This is a genomic window from Myxococcus stipitatus DSM 14675 (genome assembly GCF_000331735.1).
Taxonomy (GTDB): Bacteria; Myxococcota; Myxococcia; order Myxococcales; family Myxococcaceae; genus Myxococcus; species Myxococcus stipitatus.
In genome coordinates, this window is sequence record NC_020126.1 from 2,479,883 (window position 1) to 2,503,212 (window position 23,330).

Genomic DNA, 23,330 nt, shown 5'->3' on the forward strand with positions numbered 1-23,330 from the left:
GCCCTGCCGCATGCCGTCGGCCTCTGTCCGTCGAAGTGTCCCGCCCGTCGCGGCTCCGGGCGCGCGAGCCAGGTAGAGTGGGGGGACGTGAGAACACCTCGCGCGGACGGAGCCCTGCCATGTCGCATGCCGTCGTCCCCACGCTGGTCGGCGAAGCCTTCTCTCCGTGGACACAGAAGGCTCGCTGGGCCTTGGAGTATTGCGGCGTCGCGTTCACCTATCGCGAGTACGTCCCGACGTTGAGCGAGCCGTGGCTGCGCTGGCGCATGAGGCAACGGGCGGGCTCGGTGTCGGTGCCCGTGCTGCTCGCGGGGGAGGAGGTCGTGCGGGGCTCCTGGGACATCGCTCGCTTCGCCGCGCGGCGGGCCGGTGACGGTCGGCTCGGTGACTTCGACACGATGCTCCCCTGGAACACCCTCAGCGAGGCGGCGCTCGCCGAGGCACGGACCCGCGTGGTGCTCCGCACCTTGGCGGACCCCGAAGCGCTCGATGAAGCCATCGCCGCGATTCTCCCTCGCGTGCTCTGTCGCCCCCTGCGGTTCATCGCCCGCGATGCCGCGTGCCGGCTCGACCGCAAGTACCGCGACCTCGTCGTGCCCGGCTCACTGAGACACGCGCTGGAGCGAACCCGCGCGGGGCTGCGCGACGCGGGAGGTGAGCACCTGTTCGGCCACTTCACCTATGCCGACATCACCATGGTCGTGGTGCTGGAGGCGCTGGCCCCGGCCGCGCGCATCCATCCGCCGCTGGGCCCCGCGGCGCGCCGCTGCTGGAGTGACGCGGCCCTGGCGGAGGAGTTCTCCGACCTGCTGCACTGGCGCGCACGCCTGATGTCAGCCCATTCAGTTCCCCTCGAGCCACGCGCCATGTCATAGGAATCACTCCCATGCGCATCGCGTTCTCCGGCACCCACCGCGTGGGGAAGACCACCCTCGTCGAGGAACTCTCCGACCTCCTCCCCTCCTACACGACGGTGGAAGAGCCCTATCTCGAGCTGGAGGAAGAGGGCTACGAGTTCGCGTCGCCTCCCTCGGTCGAGGACTTCGAGGCCCAGCTCGCCCGGTCCATCGACCACCTGAGCGACACCGACACCGGGCCCGAGGTGTTGTTCGACCGCTGCCCCGTGGACTTCATCGGCTACCTGCAAGCCCATGAGGACGCCGAGTCCTTTGACCTGGATTCATGGCTGCCCCGCGTGCGCACCGCCCTCCAGTCGTTGGATTTGATTGTGTGGGTAGGTATCGAGCAGCCGGACCGGATTGCGCTCTCCGCCTCCGAAGACGAGGACTTTCGCCTCGCGGTGGACGAGCAATTGAGGGCGCTCCTCCTCGACGACCCCCATGCCCTGGGCGTGGAGGTGCTCGTGGTCGAAGGCTCTCCGCGCGCTCGCGCGAAACAAGTCCTTCAACACGTCAGCTCACATAAGCCGTAAATGTAGAACAAGCAGAAAGCCAGTTTCTCCTGGAGTTGCAACTGGGCTACGAAAGGAGCCGCGGTACCTCCAGGAGGAGTCCATGAGCGCAAGGAAGCAAGGCGTGTCCTCTGTCGTCAGGGCTGTCTGGCGGGTGTGTGTGATGGTCGCGGGAGTGAGCTGTGGGGGCGAGGAGGCGGTGGTTCCACCGGAGGAGCCCACGACACAGTCCGCGAGACTGGCGCCGCAGGACACCCTCTCGTTGCAGTCTCACACCCTGTGGCTGAAGCCAGACGGCACCGTGTGGTCCTGGGGCACCAACTACGGCGGTGAGCTGGGAGACGGGACACACAACCATCGGTCGACGCCCGCGCAGGTCCCCAACCTCACCAGTGTGACGGCGGTGGAGGCGGGGCGCGGCAACTACTCGATGGCGCGGAGGGCGGACGGCTCGCTGTGGGTCTGGGGATACAACACCTACGGCCAGCTGGGAGATGGGACGACGACCAGCCGTTGGTCGCCCATACCGGTGCCGGGCTTCTCGGGGGTGTCGTCCGTTTCGGGCGGCTACATGCACTCGATGGCGCTGAAGTCGGACGGCACCGTCTGGGCTTGGGGCCGGAACGCCGACGGCCAGCTCGGAGATGGGTCGACCACGCAGCGGCTGTCTCCCGTGCGCGCGCTGGGGCTCTCGCTGGTGACCTCGGTGTCGGCTGGCTATGACTTCTCGGCGGCGCTCAAGGCGGACGGCACCGTCTGGACCTGGGGCGACAACACGGACGGAGAGCTGGGGAACGGGACGCTGACGGACCGGCTGACGCCCGCGCAGGTGCCAGGGCTCACGGGCGTGGTGTTCCTGATGGCGGGACACTCCCATGTGATGGCGGTGAAGTCGGATGGAACCGTCTGGGTCTGGGGCCGCAATGATTGGGGCGTGCTTGGACTGGGGGAGGGTGCGCCCATCCGGCAGCTGACGCCCACCCAGGTTCCCGGCATCAGCCAGGTCGCGTTCGTGGACTCGGGTGAGCACTACACGGTGGCGCTGAAGACGGACGGCACCCTCTGGGGCTGGGGCTACAACAACTACGGTCAGCTGGGCGAAGGCACGGGTGGCGTCAAGTACCTGCCCACGCAACTGCCGGGCCTCACCCAGGTGGCCACGCTGGGCGTGGGCCGCTACCACGCGATGGCCATCAAGCAGGACGGCACCGCGTGGGCCTGGGGCCTCCATGATGCGTATCAATACGCGAACGTCACCCGGCCGGACTCCGCTGTCGCCGTCGCCACCCAGTTCACGGGCGCGCTGCGGCCGGTGGGCGGCTTGTATGAGACGTTGGTGTTGAAGGCGGATGGCACCGTCTGGGGCGCCGGGCGCAACGGCAGCGGACAGCTGGGGGATGGGTCGGGGACCCAGCGCGTGGTGCCCGCCCAGGCCGTGGGGCTCACGGGTGCCGTCTCCGTCGCGTCGGGGGCGAACCATGCGCTCGCGGCGAAGTCGGATGGGACGGTCTGGGCCTGGGGTGGCAACGGGTCCGGGCAGCTTGGAGATGGGAGCACCACCGCGAGCCTCATCCCCATTCAAGTCCCTGGGCTGACGGGGGTGGCGGCCGTGGCGGCGGGGGATGGCTTCTCGCTGGCGCTGAAGTCGGACGGCACGCTCTGGGCCTGGGGTCGCAACAGCTCGGGCTCACTGGGGGATGGAACGACGACGGGCCGGACGACGCCCGCGCTGGTGCCCAACTTCACCGGCGTGAAGGCCGTGGCGACGGCGCCCGGCGCGGACCACGTGCTCGCCCTGAAGACGAACGGCACGCTCTGGGCCTGGGGCGGCAACTCCTATGGCCAGTTGGGGGATGGGTCCGTCCTCCGGAAGCTCTCGCCCGTCTTCGTGAACCTCACCGGCGTGCTCTCCATCGCGACGGGCTCCGACCACTCGCTGGTGGTGAGGACGGGCGGCGCGGTGTGGACGTGGGGCCGCAACGACGCGGCCCAACTGGGAGACGGCACGGGGACCACGCGGACCCTGCCGGTCCAGGTGCAGGGCGTCACGGGCGCGACGGCCCTGGCGGCGGGAGACCGTCACTCGCTGATGTTGAGGTCCGACGGCACGCTCTGGGCCTGGGGCAGCAACTCCGAGGGCGAGCTGGGCGATGGGACGATGACGGGCCGTCCGCTGCCGGTCCGGGTGCGTGCTCCCGCGGGCGTGGTGGCCCTGTCCGCGGGCGCGCGTCACTCACTGGCGATGACGCCGGACGGCACCGTCTGGGCCTGGGGACTCAACCTCTTCGGCCAGCACGGCAACAACAAGTGGGGCTTCAAGACGACGCCCGTCCAGCAGTGGTGAAACATCGCCTGGAGGAGGCCCTCACCCAGCGCGGGTCCCGGCCTCCTTCACCCAGCACATGAAGTGAATCCCGGCCGCGTGCTCACGGGTTAGTCGGGGCTTGGGTCTCACAACACCCGGCCTCTATTGACACATGAAATAGGCCGGGCTACTCCGTCGCGCACAAGCCTGATTTTGAGAGTCAATTTCAAAATCGGATCAGAATCCGGGCCGGGTTGAGTCGCTGTCCGACAGCGAGGTGAACCCGGCGCCGTTCCTGGAGAGTGCGATGGGCCGCAATGTACTGAGTGTCGGAATGAGGCGTGCCGCGTGGGGACTCCTGGCGGGCGCCGCCCTGGTCCTGTCGGCGTGCGGGGACGACAAGACCCCGGACGGTGACAAGGGCCCTGGGGTGGGGGAGGAAGGCCCTCTGTTCCTGGTGCACTCGGCCGTCGAGACGAACGGCAGCCGGACGAACTACTTCTCCCTGGTGGAGTCGCTGGACCAGGCGAAGACGCTGGACTACTCGAAGTCGCTGGAGCTGCCGGGTCGTCCGCGCCTGTATTCGGCGAAGGGCGTGGGCTTCTTCGCCATCGGCTCGGGTGAGGCCCCCACCATCACCCGCTACGAGGTGCGCGACGGTGCGTTCGTCGCGGGCACCAGCATGTCGTTCCAGCAGCTGGGGGTGAAGCGGCTGGGCGCGCAGGCCGTGCACTTCGTCAGCCCCACGAAGGCCTACTACAAGGACGACGCGCAGGCGCAGATCATCGTCTGGAACCCCGCGGAGATGCGCGTGGTGAAGACCATCGAGCTGCCGAAGGAGTTCATCAAGCAGGGCTACTCCACGGGGCTGAGCCAGTGGGCCACCCGTGAGGGTGAGGCGTTCTTCGCGGTGGGGTGGTCCACCACGGTGTTCGACGCGGTGTTGCCCGGGGCCATCCTGGTGCGCATCGACACCGCGACGGATGAGGTCACCTGGCAGGAGGACTCGCGGTGCCGCGACCTCGGGAAGACGGCGCGCATCGGCGACACGCTCTACTTCTTCAGCGGCGTCATCAACGGCCTGGGCTACGCGGTCAAGGGCACGGAGAGCGCGGGGCAGCAGGACTGCATCCTCCGCATCTCCCAGGGACAGAAGCGCTTCGACGCGGACTACGTCGGCTCGGCGGCTCCGGCCCTGGGTGAGAAGAAGGTGGGGACCGTCATCGCCGTGACGGACGACGGCATGGCGTGGCTCCAGGTCGCCGACACGACGATTACGCCGACGGCGCCGGGCACCACCTATCGCGAGTGGTACTACAAGGGCTGGAGCTGGTGGCGGGTGCCGCTCGCGACGCTCCGCGACCCCGTCCGCGTGCCGGGCGAGCCTGGGGCGTACAGCGCCTTCACCATCACGTCGGGCTCGAACTTCTTCATCAGCCAGAGCGGGTCGGACTACGCGCTCTCCACGCTGGTGGAGCTGAGCACCGACACGCCCAAGCCGGGCATCTCCTTCCCGGGCTTCGTCCTGGACGTGGCGCGCATCCGCTGAGCGCCGGGTCGGCGCGGGTGGAGTGAAGCCGCTCCCCCGCGCCTGGGCTTCCGTCACACCGCCACGCAGGGCACGAGGTTCTTTCGATGGATGTGCTGGCCCCCACGCTGCTCTGGCTCGGAGTGGTGTTGCTCTATGGCGCCTGGTGGTGGCACGTCGGGCACCGAGGGTCCGCTCCGCGCGCGCTCAGGTCTCTGGTGGGCGGAGGGGTGTTGCTGCTCGTCGCCGGCTCCGGCGCCGCCCTGGGCGGGGCGATGAGTCCGGGCGCGGCGCTGTGCTCGACGCTGGCCCATGTCATGGTGGCCTGCACGCTGGTGGCCGTGCTCGCCCCGCTGGCACGCAAGCCCGTCTGGGTCATGGGGCTGGTGGCGCCCGTGGGCTTGTTGATGGGTGTGCTGGAGCGCGTGTCATGAGCGGCACCGCGCGCCGCCGCCTGGGGTGGAGCTGGCTGCTGGCCGCCACGGTGGGCGCGCCGGTGGCGGCGCTCCTGGTCTCCTTCGCCTTGCCCGCCGTCATCCCCGCGTCGCAGGGCACCCGCTATCTGGTGGCCTCCCTCGTCGTGGTCCCGCTCATCGCCGCCGCGCCCTGCGGCGTCCTCCTGGCGCGCTCGGCGGCTCGCGCGTGGGTGGGCGTCCTGTCGGCCAGCGCGGCGGCGACGCTCGTCCTTCTCTGGAGTGTCTTCACATGAGGCTCAAGTCCGGGACCTACCGCGTGCTGTGGGAGGCCCATGCCTGGGCGGGCGCGACGGCGTCGGTGCTGCTCGTCGGCATGTTCCTGCTCGGCGTCGCCTCCTTGTTCCGCCATGAGCTGGAGCCGTGGCAGGAGCCTCGGCTGCGCACGCCCCTGGTCGTGGACGAGGCGCGGACGATGGCCACGCTTCAGCGGTGGATGGACACGCGCGTGGAGCGCGGCTCCGCGCCCGCCCTGCTGAACGTGGTCCTCCCCGCACCCTATGCGCCGTGGCTGGGGCTGGGGTGGAAGGAGAAGGACGGCTCCGAGGTGGCGGTGAAGGTGAACCCGCTGACGGGAGAAGAGGTTCCGGAGCGCAGTGACCTGGGCGAGTTCCTGTTCCACCTGCACTTCCTCTATCCACTCCCGGGCGGGATGTTCATCGCGGGGCTGGTGGCCACGGTGTTGTTGCTGGTGGTGGGGACGGGGCTGGTCCTCCAGGTCGGCCGCTTCCGCCGGGAGCTCGTGCGGTTCCGCCCCCGCGAGGCCCTGCGCACCGCGTGGGGGGACCTGCACAAGGTGCTGGGCAGCGTGGGCCTGCCCTTCCAGGCGGTGATGGCGTGGACAGCGGCCATCATCTGTCTGAACGCCACCGTGATGCGGCCGGTGATGATCCACACGGCCTTCGATGGAGACGTCGAAGCGGGTCTTGCGTCCACGGGCTACCCGGGGCCCCTCAAGCGCGCGGGAGTCGCCGCGCCCGCGCCCGATGTGGCCAAGGCACTCGAGCAGGCGCGTGTCTCGCTCCCCGGCGTCCGTCACTACCGGTTCGCCATCCGCAACCTGGGAGATGCCCAGGGCTTCGTCGACGTCCGGGGCTACGCGCGGCAGGGCCTCCACGAGTTCACCTCCGTCCGCGTCTCGCGCACGGGCGAGGTGCTGAACGTGCGGCCCGCGGGCGGGCCCGGTCCCTCCGCCTGGTTGCTGGAGGGCGCGTACGTGCTGCACTCGGGCCTCTACGCCGGAATGGGGCTGCGGCTCGTGTACGCGCTGCTCGGCATCCTCAGCGCCCTCTGCGTCCTGACGGGCAACCTCATCTGGCTGGAGCGTCGCGCGCGGGGCATGCGGCCGGTGGACGTGGGGCTCGCGCGGCTCACGGCGGGTGGGTTCGGCGGGGCCGCGCTCGCGCTCGCGGCGGTGTTCCTGGCGAACCAGCTCCTGCCCGACTCGCTGGCGAACCGCCCCGCGTGGGAGCACGCGACCTTCTACGGGGTGTGGTGCCTCTGTGTGCTGGGCGCGCCGCTGTATCCGCGCGCCACGGAGTGGGCGTATGGCCTCATGGCCCTGTCGGGGGCCATCCTCGTCCTGCTCCCGGGGCTGGATGCCTGGCGCAATGCGCGCCCCCTCCTGGCCCCGGCGGGCTCGCCCTATGTCTTCTTCGCGGACCTGGCGTTCCTCTTCCTCGGCGCGCTGTTCCTGGTGTCGGCCTGGGTCGTTCGCCGCATGGCTCCCAGCGAGCCGGTGGTCGCGGCGGCGCCCCTGAACGTGCCGGCCACCGAGCAGCCGTGACAGCACCGATGCCCGAGGCGAGAAGCGCCTGGGGCCCTCACCCTTCGTTCATCAAGTCCTGGACCATGACGCTCCTCGCTGCCTCCACCGCTCCCGCAACAAGTCCTGTCTCGCCCAGCCGGCCTCTCGCGCGGCCTCGCTGGAGCGTGCTCCTGGGGGCGCTGGTGCTGGCGCTCCCCGTCGCCGCGCAGGAGGCCGCGCCGGCTCCGGCCGCGCCGGCTCCGGTGGGGAAGGGCGACATCGCCGGGCGGATGCGCCCTTGCGAAGGGGGCGACCTGGGGCAGTCCGAGGTGTGGCTGCTCGACGCGAGCGAGCGCGTGACGACGCTGAAGGCGGACGCGCAGGGGCGGTTCCTGGTCAAGGACCTGGCGCCCGGGGCCTACGTGCTGCACGCGTATGTGCCCGGCTGTGAGCCCCAGTCCTATCGCGTCCAGGTCGCCGCGGGAGAGCGCGCGGATGTGGACGCGGCGCTCACCGAGAGCGTCACGCTGGAGACCACCATCGACGTGACGGGGAGGACCTTGAGCCGGGGCGAGGAGCGCACCCTGTCGGCCGAGTCCGTCCAGGTCGTGGACCTCGAGGAGGCGCGTCAGCAGTCGGCGGACCTGGGCGAGGTGCTCAGCCGGGGCACGGGCGTCAGCGTGCAGCGGACGGGTGGACTGGGCTCCCCGAGCCGCTTCTCGCTCAACGGCTTCTCGGGGGAGCAGGTCCGCTTCTTCCTGGATGGCATCCCGCTGGACATGGCGGGCTTCGGGCAGGGGCTGGCCAACGTGCCGGTGAACCTGCTCGAGCGCGTGGAGGTCTACCGCGGCGTGGTCCCCGTGCGCTTCGGCGCCGACGCGCTGGGCGGCGCCGTCAACCTGGTCTCCTCGGACGGGGATGAGCCGAACGGGGCCTCCCTCTCCCTGCAGGCGGGCTCCTACGGCACGTACCGGGGCTCGCTGTCGGGGCACTCCAAGCTGGGGGAGTCGGGGTTCTTCCTGAAGGGGCATGCCTTCGGGGACCTGGCCCGCAACAACTACAAGGTGGACGTGGAGGTCGCCGACGTGTCCGGCCGCCTCGGGGCCGCGCGGGTGCGGCGCTTCCATGATGGCTTCGCCGCCGGTGGCTTCGGGCTGGAGGTGGGGGTGGTCGAGCGGCCCTTCGCGGACCGCCTCTCGCTGCGCGTGTTCGGCTCGAGGGCCCGCAAGGAGCTGCAGCACAACGTGGTGATGACCATCCCCTACGGCGAGGCGCGCTCCGCGGAGGAGAGCCTGGGCGCGCTGGCGACGTGGTCCCACCAGGGGCTCCTGGCCGGCAAGCTCCGGCTGGAGGGCGTGGGTGGCTACAGCCGCCGGGACACGGACTTCCGCGACATGGCGATGTCCGTCTACGACTGGTACGGCAACCGGGGCGTGGAGCGCCGCCAGCCGGGAGAGCTGGACAGCACGCCGGCGGACCAGGTCCTGCGGCAGGAGAGTGTCCTGGGTCGCCTGCACGCGGCCTATGAGCTCTCTCCGGCGCAGCAGCTTCGCGTCTCCCTGGCGCCGACCTTCGTGACGCGCGGGGGTGAGGACCGGCTCAAGCGGGGCACGGACCAGAGAGATCCGCTCAGCGCGCAGCGGGACCTGCTCACGGGGGTGGGCGGCCTCGAGCACGAGCTCTCCCTCTGGGATGGGACGCTCAAGAACGTCGCCTTCGTGAAGGGCTACATGATGCGCTCGACGTCGGAGGAGGCGCTCCCCGAGGGCGGCTACCGGCGGCAGGACCAGGCCACGGAGCGCCTGGGCATCGGCGAGAGCCTCCGGCTCTTCCTTCCGCACGGGATGATGCTCAAGGCCTCCTACGAATACGCCACGCGCCTGCCCGGGCCGGATGAGCTGTTCGGCGACGGGGTCATGGTGCTCGCGAACGTGGGACTGCGGCCCGAGGTGAGCCACAACGCCAACCTGGAGCTCTCCGTGTCGGACTTCCGCACCGGCGTGGGGACCTGGCGCGGGAGCGTGGGCGGCTTCGCGCGGCTGGCCGACCAGCTCATCGTCCTGCTCGGGGACGACACCACGCTGAGCTACCAGAACGTGTTCGCGGCGCGCTCCCTGGGCGTCGAGGCCTCCGCGGGCTGGACGTCGCCCGGCGAGTGGCTGTCACTCGACGCCAACAGCACCTGGCAGGATTTCCGCAACGCGGGTGGGGCGGGCGCCTACAAGTCCTTCGAGGGAGACCGCATCCCGAACCGTCCCTGGCTCTTCGCCAACCTCACCGCGAGGCTGCAGCGTGGCTCGCTCCTCCTCACGGGGGACCTCGCGTCGCTCAGCGCCACCTCGCGCTACATCCACGAGTTCTACCGAGGCTGGGAGAGCCAGGGGCTGCGCGCATTCAAGCAGAAGGTCTCCTCGCAGCTCACCCACTCCCTGGGGCTCTCGTACACGAAGCCGGGCCCCGTCACGCTGAGCGGGACCTTCGAGGTGCTCAACGTGACGGACGCGAAGACCTACGACTTCTTCGGCGTGCAGCGCCCGGGCCGCGCGCTGTCCTTCAAGGTCACCGCGGATTTCTGAGCCCCCGCCGGGGCGCTCCACCCCGGCCTGATTCCATTCTCAGGACAGCGGTCCTCTCGGAACGGGAGAAATCCCGTTCCTGGGAGTCGTATCGCCCGTCGAGAGGCGCGCGGCGCGGGTGCGGGTCTTCGGACCCCCCGCAAGGCCGCGTTCCGCGCCCGTGAAATCACCGGGCGCCTCGTGCGTCCTCCCCTTGTATGGCCATGTGTTTCGACGCGTTCCACGCAACCGGATTGCAGTCGCAGGCGACTTCCAGGGCGGAGCCCCGTTCCCTTCATGCCCGGTGTCAGACCCGCACCGCATGATGGAGGACTCAAAACCCGGGTCTCCGCCGTTTCGTGAAGCCCCAGGAAAATTGTCTCTTGCGGACAAAGTAAAAACTCCGTAACATCTTTGTGACATCCGAGTACGCTAGCTCCTCTATTTTTCCAGAGGCGCCGAGAGGGGTAGGAGGGCCGGGGAGTTCACGGTTTCCAGGGACATGGCGAAGCGGATGTGACAGCAACCCCTTGCCTGTAGCGGCAGGGTGTCCCCCGCCAGGGACAGATTGTCTTTGTTTCGGGTGTCTTCGCTTGCTCAACCAAGGCTCTGCGGCCAATGACTGGCTGTGGGGCTGTTCTTCATTTCTGGCCATGTCCGTGCGTATTCGAGAGCGTCACGAGAGTTGGGGCACCATCGTTTATGACAACCTTCGCGATGAGTTCTCCGCGAAGGTGTACGAGGGCTGCGAGCCGGTGCCCCAGAGTCCCATTGGTTGTGGATGGCTGGTGACAGCCCCCTGCAATCTCAAATGCATTCATTGCTATGGCAACGACGAGGACCTGCCGTCCGAGCGCCTCTCCACGCCTCAGCAATTGAAGGTGGCAGACGAAATCATCCGTGCGGGAATCATGCGACAGATTCTCTCCGGAGGTGAGCCGCTGATGCGCAAGGACACCTTGCAAGTCATCGAGAAGCTCACCGACAACGGGGTGGCGACCATCCTGGGGACGAACGGGACCTTCCTGACGGCCCAGATGATGAAGACGGTGTCGAAGTGCACGCGCGTGGAGATCAGCCTCGACTCCATGGACGAGCGCGTGAACAACGAGATTCGTCCCAGCCGCAACATCAAGGGCAACACCTACAAGGAGACGCTCCGGGCCATCGGCCTGTGCGTGGACAGCGGCGTGGCGCCGCGCATCCTGACCTGTCTGAACCGCCACAACAGCCAGCACGTGGAGGAGCTCGCCCAGTTCATCTACGAGCGAGGCATCCGCGACTGGGCCATCTCCTGGACGCTGAACGCGGGCCGCGCCTACCACATCTACAGCGAGCTGATGCCCGAGGAGACGAACCACGTCACCGCCGTGGTGGAGAAGCTCCGCCTGCGCTACCCGGACATGCAGATCCGCCTGTCGGACCGCACGGTGAACTACAGCCGCTACTACTTCCTCATCTGGCCCAACGGCATCGTGGGGACGGAGGAGATTGTCACCGGCAAGAAGCTCTTCTTCAGCTCCCTGGTGACGGGCACGGTGAAGGACGGCTGGACGCGGGAGAACTACGACTGGGGCGCGCACTTCCGCAAGTGGGTGGGAGACCGGGTCCAGGTCATCCCCCAGGAAACCCGGACGGCCCTGAGCGCGTAGTCCTGGCTGTCACGAGGGTATCCGCGGCATGGAACAGATGGATGTCATCGATGCGCAGGGGCGGGTGGTGGGCCGTGCGTCTCGCGAAGAGGTCTACGGCCAGAAGCTCCCCCATCGCATCGTGCATGTGATGGTGGAGCACGACGGCAAGGTCTTCCTGCAGCGCCGCTCCCTGCAGATGAAGTTCATGCCGGGCCACCTGTGCACCTCGGCGGGAGGCCATGTCGACGCGGGCGAGGCCCCGCTGGATGCCGCCCAGCGGGAGCTGCGAGAGGAGCTGGGGCTGGACAGCCCCCTCTCCCTCGTCGCGGAGTTCGTCTTCGACGACGGGCACCACCGGCGCATCTTCCTGTACCGCACCCGCTTGGACGGGGCGATGCGCTTCTCGGAGCGGGAGGTGGGCGGCGGCCTCTTCCTGGCGCCGGAGGAGCTGGGCCGCCTGCGGGACGAGCCCTGTCATCCGCAGCTGCTGCCCTGCCTGGAGCAGATGTTCCCGCTCTCGGGCGGCGGCGCGCGGCCGTGATGGAGACCGTCCTCTATTCGCTGACGTCGGTGCTGCTGCGCTCGGGCAACAGCGTCTTCGACCGGCTGAGCTATGGGCTGCGCCGTCAGTCCATCCTCGTCCTCAACTTCGCCAACAACTTCGTCCCGTTCCTGCTCCTGGCGGCGCTGCTGCCGCTGTTGCCCCTGGAGAACAAGACGGGCTGGACGATGTATGCCAATCCCAAGCTCGCGCTCTTCGCGGCGAGCGTGCAGGGGGTGGCCTTCGCCTTCTCGTACGGCTTCCGGCACCTGACGGTGGCGCGGGTGAACATCGTCTCGCGGGTGGGAGATGTCCTCATCCCCCTGGTGCTGATGCTCGCCGGGCGCACGGTACACTGGACGGAGTACCTGTTCGCCCTCGCCGTGTCCGGCTGCTCGCTGCTGGCGGCGGGAGGGATGACGGAGAGCAAGAAGACGCTGTGGCTGCCCGCGTTCTTCATCACCGCGGCCGTCATCGTCCAGAGCCTCTGCGGTGAGCTGTTCTTCCAGGGGAAGTCGTCGGACGTGGCGACCAACCTGGAGGTGAGCACGGCCCTGATGTTCTGGCGGAGCGCCGTCTGCCTGGTGTTGCTGCTCGTCTTCGGCTCGAAGGGACTGATGACGTCCCAGATGGGCGAGCTGGTGGAGGACCGCCGGGCGCGCCTCAACTTGATGGTGCGCGGCCTGTTCACCATGGGCAATCAGGTCGCCTTCGTCATGGCGCTCGCGACGGGGAACCGAGTCGTCGCCTGGCCCATCCTCAACTCGGTGACGCTCTTCTCGCTGGTGTTCGCCAATGCCTTCATCCAAGAGGCGCCCGCACGGCGAGAGGTGTTCGCCGTGGTCGCCATCGTCTCGCTGGCCGTGCTCAAGGCCACGCTGTAGGCCGGGCCTACTTCTTCAGGCCCGGCAGCACCTGATGCGACCAGCGCAGCGAGAGGGCGGTGAGCGTCAGCGTCGGGTTGATGGCGCCGTTGTTCGGGAAGTTGCCGTTGGTGAGGGCGAAGAGGTTCTTCGTCCCGAAGACGCGGTGCTGGCCGTCCACGACGCCCGACTCGGGCCCCTGGCCGAAGCGCACCGTGCCCACCGAGTGGTCGGCGCGGCGAATCACCCCCGAAATCCAGACGCCCGGCTCGTCGCAGCCCGACGCCCGCATGACCTTCATCAGCGTGTCGGTCATCCACTGCCAGCGCGCCTGGAAGCCCGCGTCCACCGCGTAGTGCAGGTCCACCTTGCGCTCGCCCGGCGCGCCGGTGAAGCGCAGCCGGTTCTCCGCCTGGGGGAACTCCTCGATGAAGCCGTGGAGGTTGAGCCGGCTCTCCCGCGCGAAGGAGTCGATGTAGCCGGGCGCCAGGTTCTCCTTGCGCACCCAGGCCTGCATGTCCGGCTCCTCCGGGTACTCGGAGAAGAGCATCTTCCCGGCGGCCTGCTGCTCCGGTGTGTCGAAGTGCCGGGAGAAGAGGGCGGGCATGGGGACCTCGCGGCCGTTGAACTCCCGAGGCGCCTTGAGCAGCTTGCCCTCCACCTTGAGCATCGGGTGGGTGAGCAGGTAGCGCCCGAGAGTGGGCAGGCGCTTCTCGTCGAAGCCCGAGTGCCACAGGAGCTTGGGCGTCTCCAGCGCGCCCGCGGCCACCAGCACGGCGTCCGCCTTGAGGGTGGCGGTGCCGCCCTCGGGGGTGCGGTAGGTGACGCCCTGGGCCACGTCGCCCACCATGTCCACGGAGAGCACCGGGCTGTTGTCGATGAGCTTGAAGCCGGGATGTGCCTCCAGCTCCGCGTGCAGCAGGGTGGGGTCGAAGCGCGCGCCCATGGGGCAGTAGCGGCACGTGCCGAACGTCATGCAGGGGCCGCCCACGCCCTCGCCGCCGGGGCCTCGGCGCGACATGGGGATGTGGTCGTAGCTGATGCCCAGGGACTTCAGGCCATGGCGCACCGGCTCCGCCTCCACGGGGTACGGAGGGCTGTCCCACTTGTACGGCGCGGAGCGCCAGGGCGTGGGGTGCGAGGGCGCCGGGGTGTTGGGGCCGGTGACGTTGAGCAGGGACTCGGCCTGGCAGTAGTAGGGCTCCAACTGGGCATAGCCGAACGGCCAGTCGAGGCCCTTGCCGGTGCGCGAGTGCAGCTCGAAGTCCTCGGGCTGGAGGCGCGGAGTCCAGCCGCTCCAGTGCAGCGTGGAGCCGCCCACGGCCATCAGCCGGCTGCCTTTGATGAGGTAGTGGTCCCGCTCGGAGACGCCTTGGGGCCGGGTGTTGGCGTCGCCTTGGGTGTCCTCACAGGCGTTGTAGGGCCGCACGCCCGTGGTGACGAAGTCCAGCCAGCGGCGCCCGTCCCGCATGAGCGTCCTGGGGCCCGCTTCGACCATCACCACTTCGTAGCCCCGCTCCAGCGCGGCCCGCGCGGTGACGGTGGCGGCGATACCACTGCCGACGATGCACAGCCTCATGTTGAGATTTCCTGTCGGAGAAGAGAGGGGCTACGGCTCGTCGGAGGCGCGGAAGGAGCCCGACTCGCGTGGCGCGTGCCAGAGCCCTCCCATGTAGCCGTTGAAGTTGCCGAAGCCGAAGGCACGGAAGCCCTCGCTGATGAGGGACATGATGGCGAGCTCGCCGACGACCTTCACCCGGTGGAGCTCCTTCAGCTCGGAGAGCCAGGCGACGGAGAGCTGTGCGGGGCGCCGCACCTGCTCGGCGTAGCTCGTGTAGGTCGCCAGATAGGACGGACGCTGCTCGGACTTGAGCCGCAGGTAGGTCTCCAGCATCGACTCGTTGAGCTTTCCATCCATGCCCACGAAACGTGAAACCATGCGGGCCGTCTCGCGCAGCGCCTCCATCACGGTGTCCGTCAGGGGCCCCGCCTGGTCGGGCGTGAGGAGTTGGACGGACGCCTGCTGGGGCGGCGGAAGGGTGGGTTTGAGTTGGAGTGTCCCGCAACTGGACGCCACCACGCCGAATCCCAGCCACTGCAATATCTGGCGGCGATTCAGCTGTGCATCCGCGTGGACAGCCGCATCGGAGGAGGGAGGTATCACGACGTTTTTCATGACGGGCTCGACGCGGATGGTGCCTCAGTCCTCGTCTTGGAAGCAAGGGGCGGGGACATTGCCTCGCTCGGGGTTTCCATGGCAAAGAACACAGGAGGAGAAGTGAAGTTATGTGGATTGTCCGACTCGCGCTCCAACGCCCCTATACCTTCGTGGTGGCTGCGTTGTTGCTCGTCTTCGTGAGCGTGCATGTCATCCGCGAGGCACCCACGGACATCCTCCCGGAGGTCGAGCTCCCGGTCATCAGCGTTGTATGGACATACGAAGGACTGCCGGCGCAGCAGATCGAGCGGCAGATCACCCAGTTCAGCGAGTACTCCCTGGCCAACAACGTCGCCAACCTGGCGCGACAGGAAAGCCAGTCGTTCGACGGTGTCTCGGTCGGACGGTTGTATCTACACCCCGGGGCTGACGTGGCGGAGGCCCTGGCGCAGGTCACCGCGTCCTCTCAATCCATCACCAAGCGGATGCCTCCCGGGACGACGCCGCCCATCATCCTGCGGTACTCGGCCAGCAGCGTCCCCATCCTCCAGCTGTCGTTCAGCAGCGAGACGCTCACCGAGTCGCAAATCTATGACCACGTGAATCAGCGCGTGCGCCCCTTGCTCGGGACGGTGCAGGGCTCGCGCATCCCCCAGCTGTCGGGAGGCAAGCCCCGGCAGATCACCGTGGACCTGGACCTGGAGGCGCTCGAGTCGCGGGGCCTGTCGCCGCATGACGTCGCCTCGGCGGTCTCCGCGCAGAACCTGGTGCTGCCCACCGGGAGCATCAAGATGGGCGCGCACGAGTACCGGGTGACGCTCAACAGCAGCCCGGAGAGCATCGACGCGCTCAATGACATCCCGGTCCGCCGGGGGGATGGCCGCGTCGTGTTCCTGCGCGACGTGGCGCATGTGCATGACGGGTTCGCGGTGCAGACGAACATCGCGCGCGAGGAGGGGCGTCGCTCCATCATCCTGTCCGTGATGAAGACGGGCGAGGCGTCCACGCTGGAGGTCGCCCGTCGCGTGCGGGAGCTGGTGCCCACGCTCCAGGCCGCCGCGCCGGAGGGGCTGAAGGTGCGGCTGCTCGCGGACCAGTCCTCGTTCGTGACGACGGCCATCCACGGGCTGCTCGTGGAGGGAGTGATCGCGGCGCTGCTGACCGCGACGATGCTCCTGTTGTTCATCGGGAGCTGGCGCAGCACGCTCATCATCGCCATCTCCATCCCGCTGTCGGTGCTGGCGGCGATACTGATGCTGCGGGGCTTGGGCTACTCGCTCAACTCGATGACGCTCGGCGGGCTGGCGCTCGCGGTGGGCATCCTGGTGGATGACGCCACGGTGGAGCTGGAGAACATCCACCGCAACCTCGCGATGGGAAAGCCCCTCACGCAGGCCATCCTGGATGGCGCGGAGCAGATCGCCGTGCCCGCGTTCGTCGCGTCGCTCTCCATCGGCATCGTCTTCATCTCCGTGCTCTTCCTGGAGGGACCGGCCCGCTACCTCTTCCTCCCCATGGGGCTGGCGGTGGGGCTGGCCGTGATGGCCTCGTATGTCCTGTCGCGCACGCTGGTGCCCACGCTCGTGCAGTTCCTGCTGCGCGCGGAGGTGGCGCGGCACGGCCAGCCCGCGACGGGCCTGTTCGCGCGGCTGCACCACCGCTTCGATGCGGGCTTCCTCCACTTCCGGGAGCGATATGTGGCGGGACTCCAGGGGGCGCTCGCCCATCCTCGCCGCGTCCTGGTCGTCTTCGCGCTGGCGATGCTGGGCGCGCTGGGGCTGATGCCCTTCGTGGGCCGGGACTTCTTCCCCACCGTGGACTCCGGCCAGCTGCGCCTCCATGTCGTGGCGCCTCCGGGGACTCGCATCGAGGAGACGGAGCGCCACCTGTCCCTGGTGGAGCAGGCCGTGCGCGAGCTCATCCCGGCGGAGGACCGGGTGAGCATGATTGACCAGATAGGCATGCCGGGCGGCTACAACCTGGCGCTGACCGATACGTCCAACGTGAGCAGCGCGGACGGCGAGGTCCTCGTCGTCCTGTCCCCGTCGCGAAAGCGTCGGACGGATGAGTACGTGCGGCTGCTCCGCGAGCAGCTCCCGCCTCGGTTCCCGGAGCTGGGGTTCTATTTCCAGCCCGCGGACATCGTGACGCAGATCCTCAACTTCGGGCTGCCGTCGCCCATCGACGTGCAGATCTCCGGCTCGCAGCGCGAGGCCACCTACGCCATCGCGCGGAAGCTGGAGGCGGAGCTGCGCCAGGTGCGCGGCGCGGTGGACGTGCGGCTGTTCCAGGTGATGAACGCGCCCCGCCTGCACTTCGACGTGGACCGGGTGCGCTCCAGCGCCGTGGGCCTCACGCAGCGGGATGTGGCCAACAACATGCTGCTCACCGTGTCCTCCAGCTCCCAGGTGAGCCCCAGCTTCTGGAGCGACCCGAAGACGGGCAACAGCTACCCCGTGTCGGTGCGGGTGCCGGAGTCGCGCGTGGGCTCGGTGGAGGACCTGACGCGGATGGCGCTGCCCACGCGCGAGGGCGCCCAGCTGTTGGGAGACTTCGCTCGGGTGCAGCGCGCGCAGACCCCGGTCTTCATCAGCCACGTGGACATCCAGCCCACCTTCAACATCCGCGCGGATGTCCAGGACTCGGACCTGGGCAGCGTGTCCTCGAGGCTGGAGCAGGTGGTGGAGCGCTACCGGGCCGAGCTGCCTCCGGGGGCTCGCATCCAGGTGCGAGGGCAGGTGGACAGCATGCGCACGAGCTTCGAGCGGCTGCTCTGGGGGCTGCTCTTCGCGGCGGTGCTCGTCTACGCGCTGATGGTCGTCAACTTCCAGTCGTGGCTGGACCCCTTCATCATCATCACCGCGCTGCCCGGCGCCGTGGTGGGCATGGTGGTGGCGCTCTTCGTCACCCAGACGTCCTTCAGCATCCCGTCGTTGATGGGGGCCATCATGAGCGTGGGGGTGGCGACGGCGAACTCCGTGCTCGTGGTGTCCTTCGCCAACGAGCAGCGGATGAGGGGCGCCAGCGCGCGGGAGGCGGCGCTGGAGGCGGGGCGGGTGCGTGTGCGCCCCGTGCTGATGACGGCGCTGGCCATGGGGCTGGGCATGCTCCCCATGTCCCTGGGTCTGAGCGAAGGTGGAGAACAGAACGCGGCGCTGGGCTGCGCTGTCATCGGCGGACTCGTGGGCGCCACGGTCGCGACCTTGTTCTTCGTTCCAGTGGTCTACAGCCTGATGCAGGCGCGGCGGGATGTCCGCGTGGCTGCGTCCGCACTCGAGCCCTCGGTGACCGCGTGAAGCCGCAAGCCCCCGATACGAATGAGACGGAGCCTCGGGCTCCATCCGCAGGGACGCAGGGCAGGGGATGGGTGTGGGGACTGGGCGCGGCGCTGCTGGTGCTGCTGGGCCTGGGCGTGGTGCCTCGGCTGGAGCGGGCGCGGGCGTTGGACCGGCGCGCGGAGGAGTCCCGTCAGCCGCCGCTGGTGGCCACGGTGGCCGTGCGCCGGGCCACACCGAAGGCGGAGCTCACGCTGCCGGGCACGGTGCTCCCCCTCCAGCGAGCCTCGTTGCACGCGCGCCTCAGCGGCTTCGTGGGGCGCATCCACGTCGAGCTCGGTGACAAGGTTCGCGCGGGCCAGCTCCTCGCCGAAATCGAGGCGCCCGAGCTCCAGGCCGAGTGCCACCGGGCGCGGGCCCGCCTGGACGAGACGGAGCGGAACCTCGAGTTCGCGCGGGCGTCCGCGGAGCGCAACCAGACGCTCGCGCGGGAGGGGAACGTCAGCCACGAGGTCTCCGAGGAGGCTCGGGCGCGGGCGAACACCGCGGAGGCCGCGCTGAAGGGCGCGAAGGCGGAGGTGGAGCGGCTGGAGGCCCTGTATGCCTACCGGCGCGTGGTGGCCCCCTTCGAGGGGCTCATCGTCCGCCGCAACGTGGACCCGGGGGCGCTGGTCACCGCGGGGAGCACCACCGGAGTGACGAGCCTCTTCGAGATGGCCCAGACGCACGCGCTCAAGGTCTACGTGGAGGTGCCGCAGTCGCTCGCGAGCGACATCCGCCCCGGACTGGAGGCCCGCATCACCACGCTGGATGCGCCCGCGCGGGCGCTCCCGGGGCGCGTCGTGCGGACCTCCGGGGTGTTGGACCCGGGGACCCGGACGCTGCTCACGGAGGTGCAGCTCACCAACGAGCACGGACTGTTCGCGGGGGCCTTCGTCCGCGTCCGGCTGCTCATCGAGCGGGACGTGCCTCCGTTGCTCGTGCCCGCGAGTGCGCTGGCCGCGCGACGCGAGGGGATGACCTTGCTGGTGGTGGACGCGGCGAACGCCGTCCAGCAGCGCGTGGTGGTGCTGGGGCGAGACCTGGGCTCACAAGTCGAGGTGTTGGAGGGTGTGTCGGAGGCGGACCGCGTGGTGTTGAGCCCACCGGATACGTTGGGGGATGGGAGCGTGGTGCGTGTGGCCCAGGGGCATGCCGCCCTGTAGATACGTCCGACTCCAGACGTTGTGTCGAACCGTTGTGTCAGATGCCACTGAGAGACTGTGCTGATTGGAGACTGAGATGAAGCGTTTGCTGTGGATGTGTGTTGCCGCGACGGTGCTGGTGTCCAACGGAGCACTGGCGAGTGAGGCCCTGTCCAAGGCCAAGAACTGCTCGACGTGTCATTCCGCGTCGGCGCGGCTGGTGGGGCCCTCCTACAAGGAGATTTCCGCCAAGTACGGCAAGCAGAAGGACGCCGAAGACAAGCTGTCGCAGCGGGTGCTGAAGGGGAGCAGCGGCGTCTGGGGGATTGTTCCAATGCCAGCGAACAAAGAGGTCTCCGATGCGGAGGCCCGTGCGCTGGTGAAATGGATCATGTCGCAGAAGTAACGACGTGGTCCTCCCGGTGACGCGTTCGTGACACATGTCGTGTAGCGGGGGCGAAGGAGTGATGGGTGCGGAATCGTACAAGCATGATTGTGATTGAGCGAATCATGTGTGCTAGGTTCCGCGCCCATGAACATCTCCCTCCGCCTTTCTTCCCTTCTCGTTGCTTCATCCATCGCGTTCGGCTGTGCCGGCGGTGAGCCCGAGGCTGGCAATGCCCCCGTCGAGACCGCCGCGCAGGAAGTCGTAGACCCCAACTTCCGCATCTACAACATGGTCGAGGCCGTGCTGCCGGCGGCGAACTACGACGGTGTCGCGGGCAATGAGTGTATCGCGCTCCTGAACCCCGAGTACCGCCTGCGCAAGATCATCCTGGTGGAGTCGGTGGCCCCGGGCGCGACGTGCACGCTCAGCACGTACACGGCGGGCAAGGCCCTGAGCTTCACGTGGGGCGACAGCTCCGTGTACCAGGGCACCGCGGGCATCGCGGCCATCCGGACGGCGCTCAATGACTCGAACGGCGCGGTCCACCGCCTGGTGGGCTCGGTGACGAACGAGGCCACGACGCTGGCTCACCTCCAGAACTCCTGGACGCTGACGGATGCGCAGCAGGCCGCCATCATCGGCTCCGTCGCGGGCGTTCGCGTCCACTCGCTCTATGACTTCGAGGGCCAGGAGGAAGTCTACGCCGAGGCCGCGTACCAGGACGTGCGCGTCACCGGGCCGTGCGAGAACCCGGGCACGCCGACGCTGAACGCCCACACCATCAACGGCTTCGTGTACGGCTACAGCGCGAGCAACACGGGCAGCTGCCACAGCGGCTGGTTCACCGTGCAGCGCGTCTACAACCGTCACTGGCACCTGGTCTACAGCTACAGCTACTCCGAGTGATTCGCTGAAGGGCTCACGGCCTGGAGACAGGCCGTGAGTCGTTGTGCGGTGTGAGTTCGCCTCCTGGGCTCGAGCTCACCTGCGCGGGTGTGACGTCTGGGGTGGTACGAGCCGGGTGAGATACTCCAGGCCGAGGCCCGAGATGAGGAAGCGCTCCTTCTTGTTCGCGAGGAGTTGCTGCGTCCAATCGACGAAGCCGCCGTCGATGAGCTCGATGTCCTTCCCCGCGACTTCGATGACGCCCTTGTATTGGACGCCCTGGTAGTAGTTGTTCTCCGCCGGGGTGGTGTCCGCCTGCACGGAGAAGTGGGGGCGCAAGTGGTCGTGGAGCGCGGTGAACAGCGCTTCGGCCGAGGGCGAGCCTCGCCGTTGCTGGAGCTTGATGGACTTGAGCTCCACCTGGAAGAGGTCCTTCAGGAGCTGGCGTTGCGACTGAAGGTGGTCCGTGAAGGCTGCCTTTTCGAACGCGAAGTCGCCGCTGTCCCGACCTGCCGTCACAAGGCATGCGACCGCGAAGTGCGGTGTGAAGCCGGGAGTCGTGAAGGCAGGCGTGCGGAGGTGGCGAGGGGTTGCGCAGAACTTCACGAGCGGGGCGGTCCGCGTGCCGTTCTTCCGGCCCATGGCGTAGTGGAGCGCCATGACGTTGGTGGCGTCGGAGAGGACCTCGGTGCCTCGGGTGGCGCTGAGGACCTTCTTCTGGCTCACGGTTCCCAGGACGGAGCTGGTCCCCAATGCGGAGACAGGGGAGAGCTCCAGGGGCTCGAAGCCGCGCTCCGCGAGCCGGGTGAGCAGCTCCAGTTCTTTCGACTTGAAGTGGAGGACGTCGAGGGTGGCGGGGTGGACGAAGCGGTTCTGCTGGTGGGCTTGCAGCAGGTTCGCGGCGGTCATCCCCTTGACGCGCTCATCGAACACCGCGAGGAGCAGCGAGCCCAGCTCCGAGCCGGAGAGCTTCCGGGACAGGAGGGAGAGGAGGTCTGTTCCCGCCTTGGCGTGAAGCTTCTTGAGCAGCTCGTCCATGGCGCACAGTCTATTCTCAGCGGAAGCGCTCCTTGAGCGAGGCCCCGAGGCTTGCGTCGACCTGGTCTCCAGCCAGCATCAGCTCGACGCAGGCGCGTCCCAGTTGGCGCATGACGTGCGGGTTGGTTCCCACCGGGCTCCGGACCGCTGCGCTGACGGTGAGCACACCTCCCGACAGGCGCGCTCGCGCCCCGCTGTCGAGTCCCTCGAGGACCGCGGCCGCGACCTCCTTCGGCAGGCCGATATGTGCTGAGTCCATCCCTCCCAGAGGGGGGATGCGCCACAGTGGTCCTCTGCTCTCCGTCCATGGCACTTCCAGGTGGAGCTCCGACCTCGTCTCGTCGCGGGTCCACGAGAGCTCGAGGAGTCCGTACTCCGCGAAGCCGCCCAGGGGGCGGAGTATCTCGATTCCAACAGAGGTCAGCCGGGGCTGCTCTTGTCCGGCGGCCACCGTCCGGCGCTCCACTCCTTCCGCGAGGTAGGGCGCGTTCGGCCGCGTGCCAATCCAGAGCCGAGTGCGCGTGAGGTGGCTCAGGGGGAGGATTCTGGTGGACACAATCATCGTCTCTTCCGGGGGCCGCACGTGGACGCCGTGGGGGGCTGGTTCAAACCCCTCGGGCCATTTCGTGGCGCTGTTCGCGCGGGCTCCTTGGAGATGGGCCTCGGCGAGGTTCAGGCCGCGCACGTCGGCATCATCGAAGCAGGCTCCCGCGAAGTTGGACCTTCCCATCTCGGCGTTGCGCAAGTTCGCGCCGGTGAAGTCCGCGCCGGTGAAGTCCGCGCTTCGCATGAAGGCTTCGGAGAGGTCTGCTCGCACGAAGCGGACTCGGGCCGCGTTGCATGCCGGGAGTCCCGAGCGCGACAGGCTGGCTTCTTCCAGGTTCGCGCCTTCGAGCCACGCGGAGCGAAGGTTGGCGCCGGAGAGGTTCGCGCGGCGGAGGTCCTGTCCTCCCAACAAGGCTCGATGGAGGTTGCACCCCGCCAGCCTTGCGCCGACAAGGCTGTCTCCGTCCACCTGGAGGTCATCTCCGGTTTCGCAGCGGATGACCATTCTCAGGGCACCCGAATCCGACGCAATTCCATCGCTTTCCTCATGGCCGGAAGACTCCCGTGAAGAATGCACTGAGTGCTGCATCGTCCCATTCGCCATCCATCATCAGCCCAACACAGGCCAGCGCGAGCCAGCGCATGAAGTTCTGGCTCGATCCTTCTGGGGTGTGGACCGCGGCACGGACGGTGAGGACGCCTGCCATCAAGCGTGTTCGTGCTGCCCCCTCGAGAGTTTCAAGGACCGCGCTTGCGTACTCCCGCGGCAGCCCGACATGGGGCTCGTGTACTGGTTCTA

At 68.5% G+C, this 23,330-nt stretch carries 20 protein-coding genes; 15 read left to right on the plus strand and 5 right to left on the minus strand.

Annotation, left to right across the window (positions count from 1 at the left end):
* Nucleotides 1-119: 119 nt before the first annotated feature.
* The 11 genes from MYSTI_RS09985 to MYSTI_RS10035 all read left to right on the plus strand — a co-directional run bounded on the left by MYSTI_RS09985 (nucleotide 120) and on the right by MYSTI_RS10035 (nucleotide 13,078).
* A complete protein-coding gene (locus MYSTI_RS09985) occupies nucleotides 120-875 on the plus strand; it encodes a glutathione S-transferase N-terminal domain-containing protein (RefSeq protein WP_015347622.1) in 756 nt (251 codons plus the stop codon).
* Between the two features lie 11 nt (nucleotides 876-886).
* Nucleotides 887-1,432 (plus strand): AAA family ATPase, encoded by a 546-nt coding sequence (locus MYSTI_RS09990; RefSeq protein ID WP_015347623.1) that lies wholly within the window; start codon nucleotides 887-889, stop codon nucleotides 1,430-1,432.
* Between the two features lie 82 nt (nucleotides 1,433-1,514).
* On the plus strand, nucleotides 1,515-3,755 hold the full coding sequence (locus MYSTI_RS09995; protein ID WP_015347624.1) for an RCC1 domain-containing protein: 2,241 nt from the start codon (nucleotides 1,515-1,517) through the stop codon (nucleotides 3,753-3,755).
* A gap of 295 nt (nucleotides 3,756-4,050) precedes the next feature.
* Nucleotides 4,051-5,265, plus strand: coding sequence for a DUF4374 domain-containing protein (locus MYSTI_RS43735; RefSeq protein ID WP_233278225.1), 1,215 nt, complete (start codon nucleotides 4,051-4,053; stop codon nucleotides 5,263-5,265).
* Nucleotides 5,266-5,351: 86 nt separating this feature from the next.
* Entirely contained in the window at nucleotides 5,352-5,678 is a 327-nt protein-coding gene (locus MYSTI_RS10005; protein WP_015347626.1) for a hypothetical protein, read from the plus strand.
* Nucleotides 5,675-5,953, plus strand: a complete 279-nt coding sequence (locus tag MYSTI_RS10010) for a hypothetical protein (RefSeq protein ID WP_015347627.1) — start codon at nucleotides 5,675-5,677, stop codon at nucleotides 5,951-5,953. The genes MYSTI_RS10005 and MYSTI_RS10010 overlap by 4 nt, the downstream gene beginning before the upstream one ends.
* A complete protein-coding gene (locus tag MYSTI_RS10015; RefSeq protein WP_015347628.1) occupies nucleotides 5,950-7,503 on the plus strand; it encodes a PepSY-associated TM helix domain-containing protein in 1,554 nt (517 codons plus the stop codon). Before MYSTI_RS10010 ends, MYSTI_RS10015 begins: the two co-directional genes overlap by 4 nt.
* A gap of 65 nt (nucleotides 7,504-7,568) precedes the next feature.
* Nucleotides 7,569-10,040, plus strand: coding sequence for a TonB-dependent siderophore myxochelin receptor MxcH (mxcH, locus tag MYSTI_RS10020; protein ID WP_233278226.1), 2,472 nt, complete (start codon nucleotides 7,569-7,571; stop codon nucleotides 10,038-10,040).
* Nucleotides 10,041-10,672: 632 nt separating this feature from the next.
* The gene (locus tag MYSTI_RS10025) at nucleotides 10,673-11,671 is read left to right on the plus strand and encodes a radical SAM protein (RefSeq protein ID WP_015347630.1); all 999 of its coding nucleotides are present in this window, start codon (nucleotides 10,673-10,675) and stop codon (nucleotides 11,669-11,671) included.
* Nucleotides 11,672-11,699: 28 nt separating this feature from the next.
* Nucleotides 11,700-12,194 carry an NUDIX hydrolase gene (locus MYSTI_RS10030; protein ID WP_015347631.1) on the plus strand — a complete coding sequence of 165 codons (495 nt, stop codon included), beginning with the start codon at nucleotides 11,700-11,702 and terminating at the stop codon, nucleotides 12,192-12,194.
* Nucleotides 12,194-13,078, plus strand: a complete 885-nt coding sequence (locus MYSTI_RS10035; RefSeq protein WP_015347632.1) for an EamA family transporter — start codon at nucleotides 12,194-12,196, stop codon at nucleotides 13,076-13,078. Before MYSTI_RS10030 ends, MYSTI_RS10035 begins: the two co-directional genes overlap by 1 nt.
* Before the next feature lie 7 nt (nucleotides 13,079-13,085).
* Here MYSTI_RS10035 and MYSTI_RS10040 read toward each other — a convergent pair whose 3' ends face one another.
* Together MYSTI_RS10040 and MYSTI_RS10045 are read right to left on the minus strand one after the other, a co-directional pair.
* Nucleotides 13,086-14,636, minus strand: a complete 1,551-nt coding sequence (locus tag MYSTI_RS10040; RefSeq protein WP_015347633.1) for a GMC family oxidoreductase N-terminal domain-containing protein — start codon at nucleotides 14,634-14,636, stop codon at nucleotides 13,086-13,088.
* Nucleotides 14,637-14,666: 30 nt separating this feature from the next.
* Nucleotides 14,667-15,233 (minus strand): hypothetical protein, encoded by a 567-nt coding sequence (locus MYSTI_RS10045; RefSeq protein WP_015347634.1) that lies wholly within the window; start codon nucleotides 15,231-15,233, stop codon nucleotides 14,667-14,669.
* Between the two features lie 110 nt (nucleotides 15,234-15,343).
* Between MYSTI_RS10045 and MYSTI_RS10050 the strand changes: the two genes are divergently transcribed.
* The 4 genes from MYSTI_RS10050 (at nucleotide 15,344) to MYSTI_RS10065 (ending at nucleotide 20,968) form a co-directional block, all read left to right on the plus strand.
* On the plus strand, nucleotides 15,344-18,511 hold the full coding sequence (locus tag MYSTI_RS10050; protein ID WP_015347635.1) for an efflux RND transporter permease subunit: 3,168 nt from the start codon (nucleotides 15,344-15,346) through the stop codon (nucleotides 18,509-18,511).
* Nucleotides 18,508-19,695, plus strand: coding sequence for an efflux RND transporter periplasmic adaptor subunit (locus tag MYSTI_RS10055; RefSeq protein WP_015347636.1), 1,188 nt, complete (start codon nucleotides 18,508-18,510; stop codon nucleotides 19,693-19,695). Before MYSTI_RS10050 ends, MYSTI_RS10055 begins: the two co-directional genes overlap by 4 nt.
* A 76-nt stretch (nucleotides 19,696-19,771) precedes the next feature.
* Nucleotides 19,772-20,080: a c-type cytochrome gene (locus MYSTI_RS10060; protein WP_015347637.1), complete on the plus strand. Its 309-nt coding sequence runs from the start codon at nucleotides 19,772-19,774 to the stop codon at nucleotides 20,078-20,080.
* A gap of 126 nt (nucleotides 20,081-20,206) precedes the next feature.
* Nucleotides 20,207-20,968 carry a hypothetical protein gene (locus MYSTI_RS10065; protein ID WP_015347638.1) on the plus strand — a complete coding sequence of 254 codons (762 nt, stop codon included), beginning with the start codon at nucleotides 20,207-20,209 and terminating at the stop codon, nucleotides 20,966-20,968.
* A gap of 75 nt (nucleotides 20,969-21,043) precedes the next feature.
* Here the strand turns inward: MYSTI_RS10065 and MYSTI_RS10070 are convergent, their stop codons facing one another.
* Genes MYSTI_RS10070 through MYSTI_RS43740 form a run of 3 tightly spaced genes read right to left on the minus strand, consistent with a single transcriptional unit; the run spans nucleotide 21,044 to nucleotide 23,238 of the window.
* On the minus strand, nucleotides 21,044-21,985 hold the full coding sequence (locus MYSTI_RS10070; RefSeq protein WP_015347639.1) for a hypothetical protein: 942 nt from the start codon (nucleotides 21,983-21,985) through the stop codon (nucleotides 21,044-21,046).
* Between the two features lie 16 nt (nucleotides 21,986-22,001).
* A complete protein-coding gene (locus tag MYSTI_RS40615) occupies nucleotides 22,002-23,036 on the minus strand; it encodes a pentapeptide repeat-containing protein (protein WP_015347640.1) in 1,035 nt (344 codons plus the stop codon).
* 40 nt (nucleotides 23,037-23,076) lie between these two features.
* Nucleotides 23,077-23,238 carry a hypothetical protein gene (locus MYSTI_RS43740; protein ID WP_169558621.1) on the minus strand — a complete coding sequence of 54 codons (162 nt, stop codon included), beginning with the start codon at nucleotides 23,236-23,238 and terminating at the stop codon, nucleotides 23,077-23,079.
* Nucleotides 23,239-23,330: the final 92 nt, after the last annotated feature.

Excerpts from the sequence above, each read along its gene's own strand:
- MYSTI_RS09985 (WP_015347622.1), top strand. The coding sequence starts at position 120 with ATGTCGCATGCCGTCGTCCCCACGCTGGTCGGCGAAGCCTTCTCTCCG.
- MYSTI_RS09990 (WP_015347623.1), top strand. The coding sequence starts at position 887 with ATGCGCATCGCGTTCTCCGGCACCCACCGCGTGGGGAAGACCACCCTC.
- MYSTI_RS09995 (WP_015347624.1), top strand. The coding sequence starts at position 1,515 with ATGAGCGCAAGGAAGCAAGGCGTGTCCTCTGTCGTCAGGGCTGTCTGG.
- MYSTI_RS43735 (WP_233278225.1), top strand. The coding sequence starts at position 4,051 with ATGAGGCGTGCCGCGTGGGGACTCCTGGCGGGCGCCGCCCTGGTCCTG.
- MYSTI_RS10005 (WP_015347626.1), top strand. The coding sequence starts at position 5,352 with ATGGATGTGCTGGCCCCCACGCTGCTCTGGCTCGGAGTGGTGTTGCTC.
- MYSTI_RS10010 (WP_015347627.1), top strand. The coding sequence starts at position 5,675 with ATGAGCGGCACCGCGCGCCGCCGCCTGGGGTGGAGCTGGCTGCTGGCC.
- MYSTI_RS10015 (WP_015347628.1), top strand. The coding sequence starts at position 5,950 with ATGAGGCTCAAGTCCGGGACCTACCGCGTGCTGTGGGAGGCCCATGCC.
- mxcH (WP_233278226.1), top strand. The coding sequence starts at position 7,569 with ATGACGCTCCTCGCTGCCTCCACCGCTCCCGCAACAAGTCCTGTCTCG.
- MYSTI_RS10025 (WP_015347630.1), top strand. The coding sequence starts at position 10,673 with ATGTCCGTGCGTATTCGAGAGCGTCACGAGAGTTGGGGCACCATCGTT.
- MYSTI_RS10030 (WP_015347631.1), top strand. The coding sequence starts at position 11,700 with ATGGAACAGATGGATGTCATCGATGCGCAGGGGCGGGTGGTGGGCCGT.
- MYSTI_RS10035 (WP_015347632.1), top strand. The coding sequence starts at position 12,194 with ATGGAGACCGTCCTCTATTCGCTGACGTCGGTGCTGCTGCGCTCGGGC.
- MYSTI_RS10040 (WP_015347633.1), bottom strand. The coding sequence starts at position 14,636 with ATGAGGCTGTGCATCGTCGGCAGTGGTATCGCCGCCACCGTCACCGCG.
- MYSTI_RS10045 (WP_015347634.1), bottom strand. The coding sequence starts at position 15,233 with ATGAAAAACGTCGTGATACCTCCCTCCTCCGATGCGGCTGTCCACGCG.
- MYSTI_RS10050 (WP_015347635.1), top strand. The coding sequence starts at position 15,344 with ATGTGGATTGTCCGACTCGCGCTCCAACGCCCCTATACCTTCGTGGTG.
- MYSTI_RS10060 (WP_015347637.1), top strand. The coding sequence starts at position 19,772 with ATGAAGCGTTTGCTGTGGATGTGTGTTGCCGCGACGGTGCTGGTGTCC.
- MYSTI_RS10065 (WP_015347638.1), top strand. The coding sequence starts at position 20,207 with ATGAACATCTCCCTCCGCCTTTCTTCCCTTCTCGTTGCTTCATCCATC.
- MYSTI_RS10070 (WP_015347639.1), bottom strand. The coding sequence starts at position 21,985 with ATGGACGAGCTGCTCAAGAAGCTTCACGCCAAGGCGGGAACAGACCTC.
- MYSTI_RS40615 (WP_015347640.1), bottom strand. The coding sequence starts at position 23,036 with ATGGTCATCCGCTGCGAAACCGGAGATGACCTCCAGGTGGACGGAGAC.
- MYSTI_RS43740 (WP_169558621.1), bottom strand. The coding sequence starts at position 23,238 with ATGGCAGGCGTCCTCACCGTCCGTGCCGCGGTCCACACCCCAGAAGGA.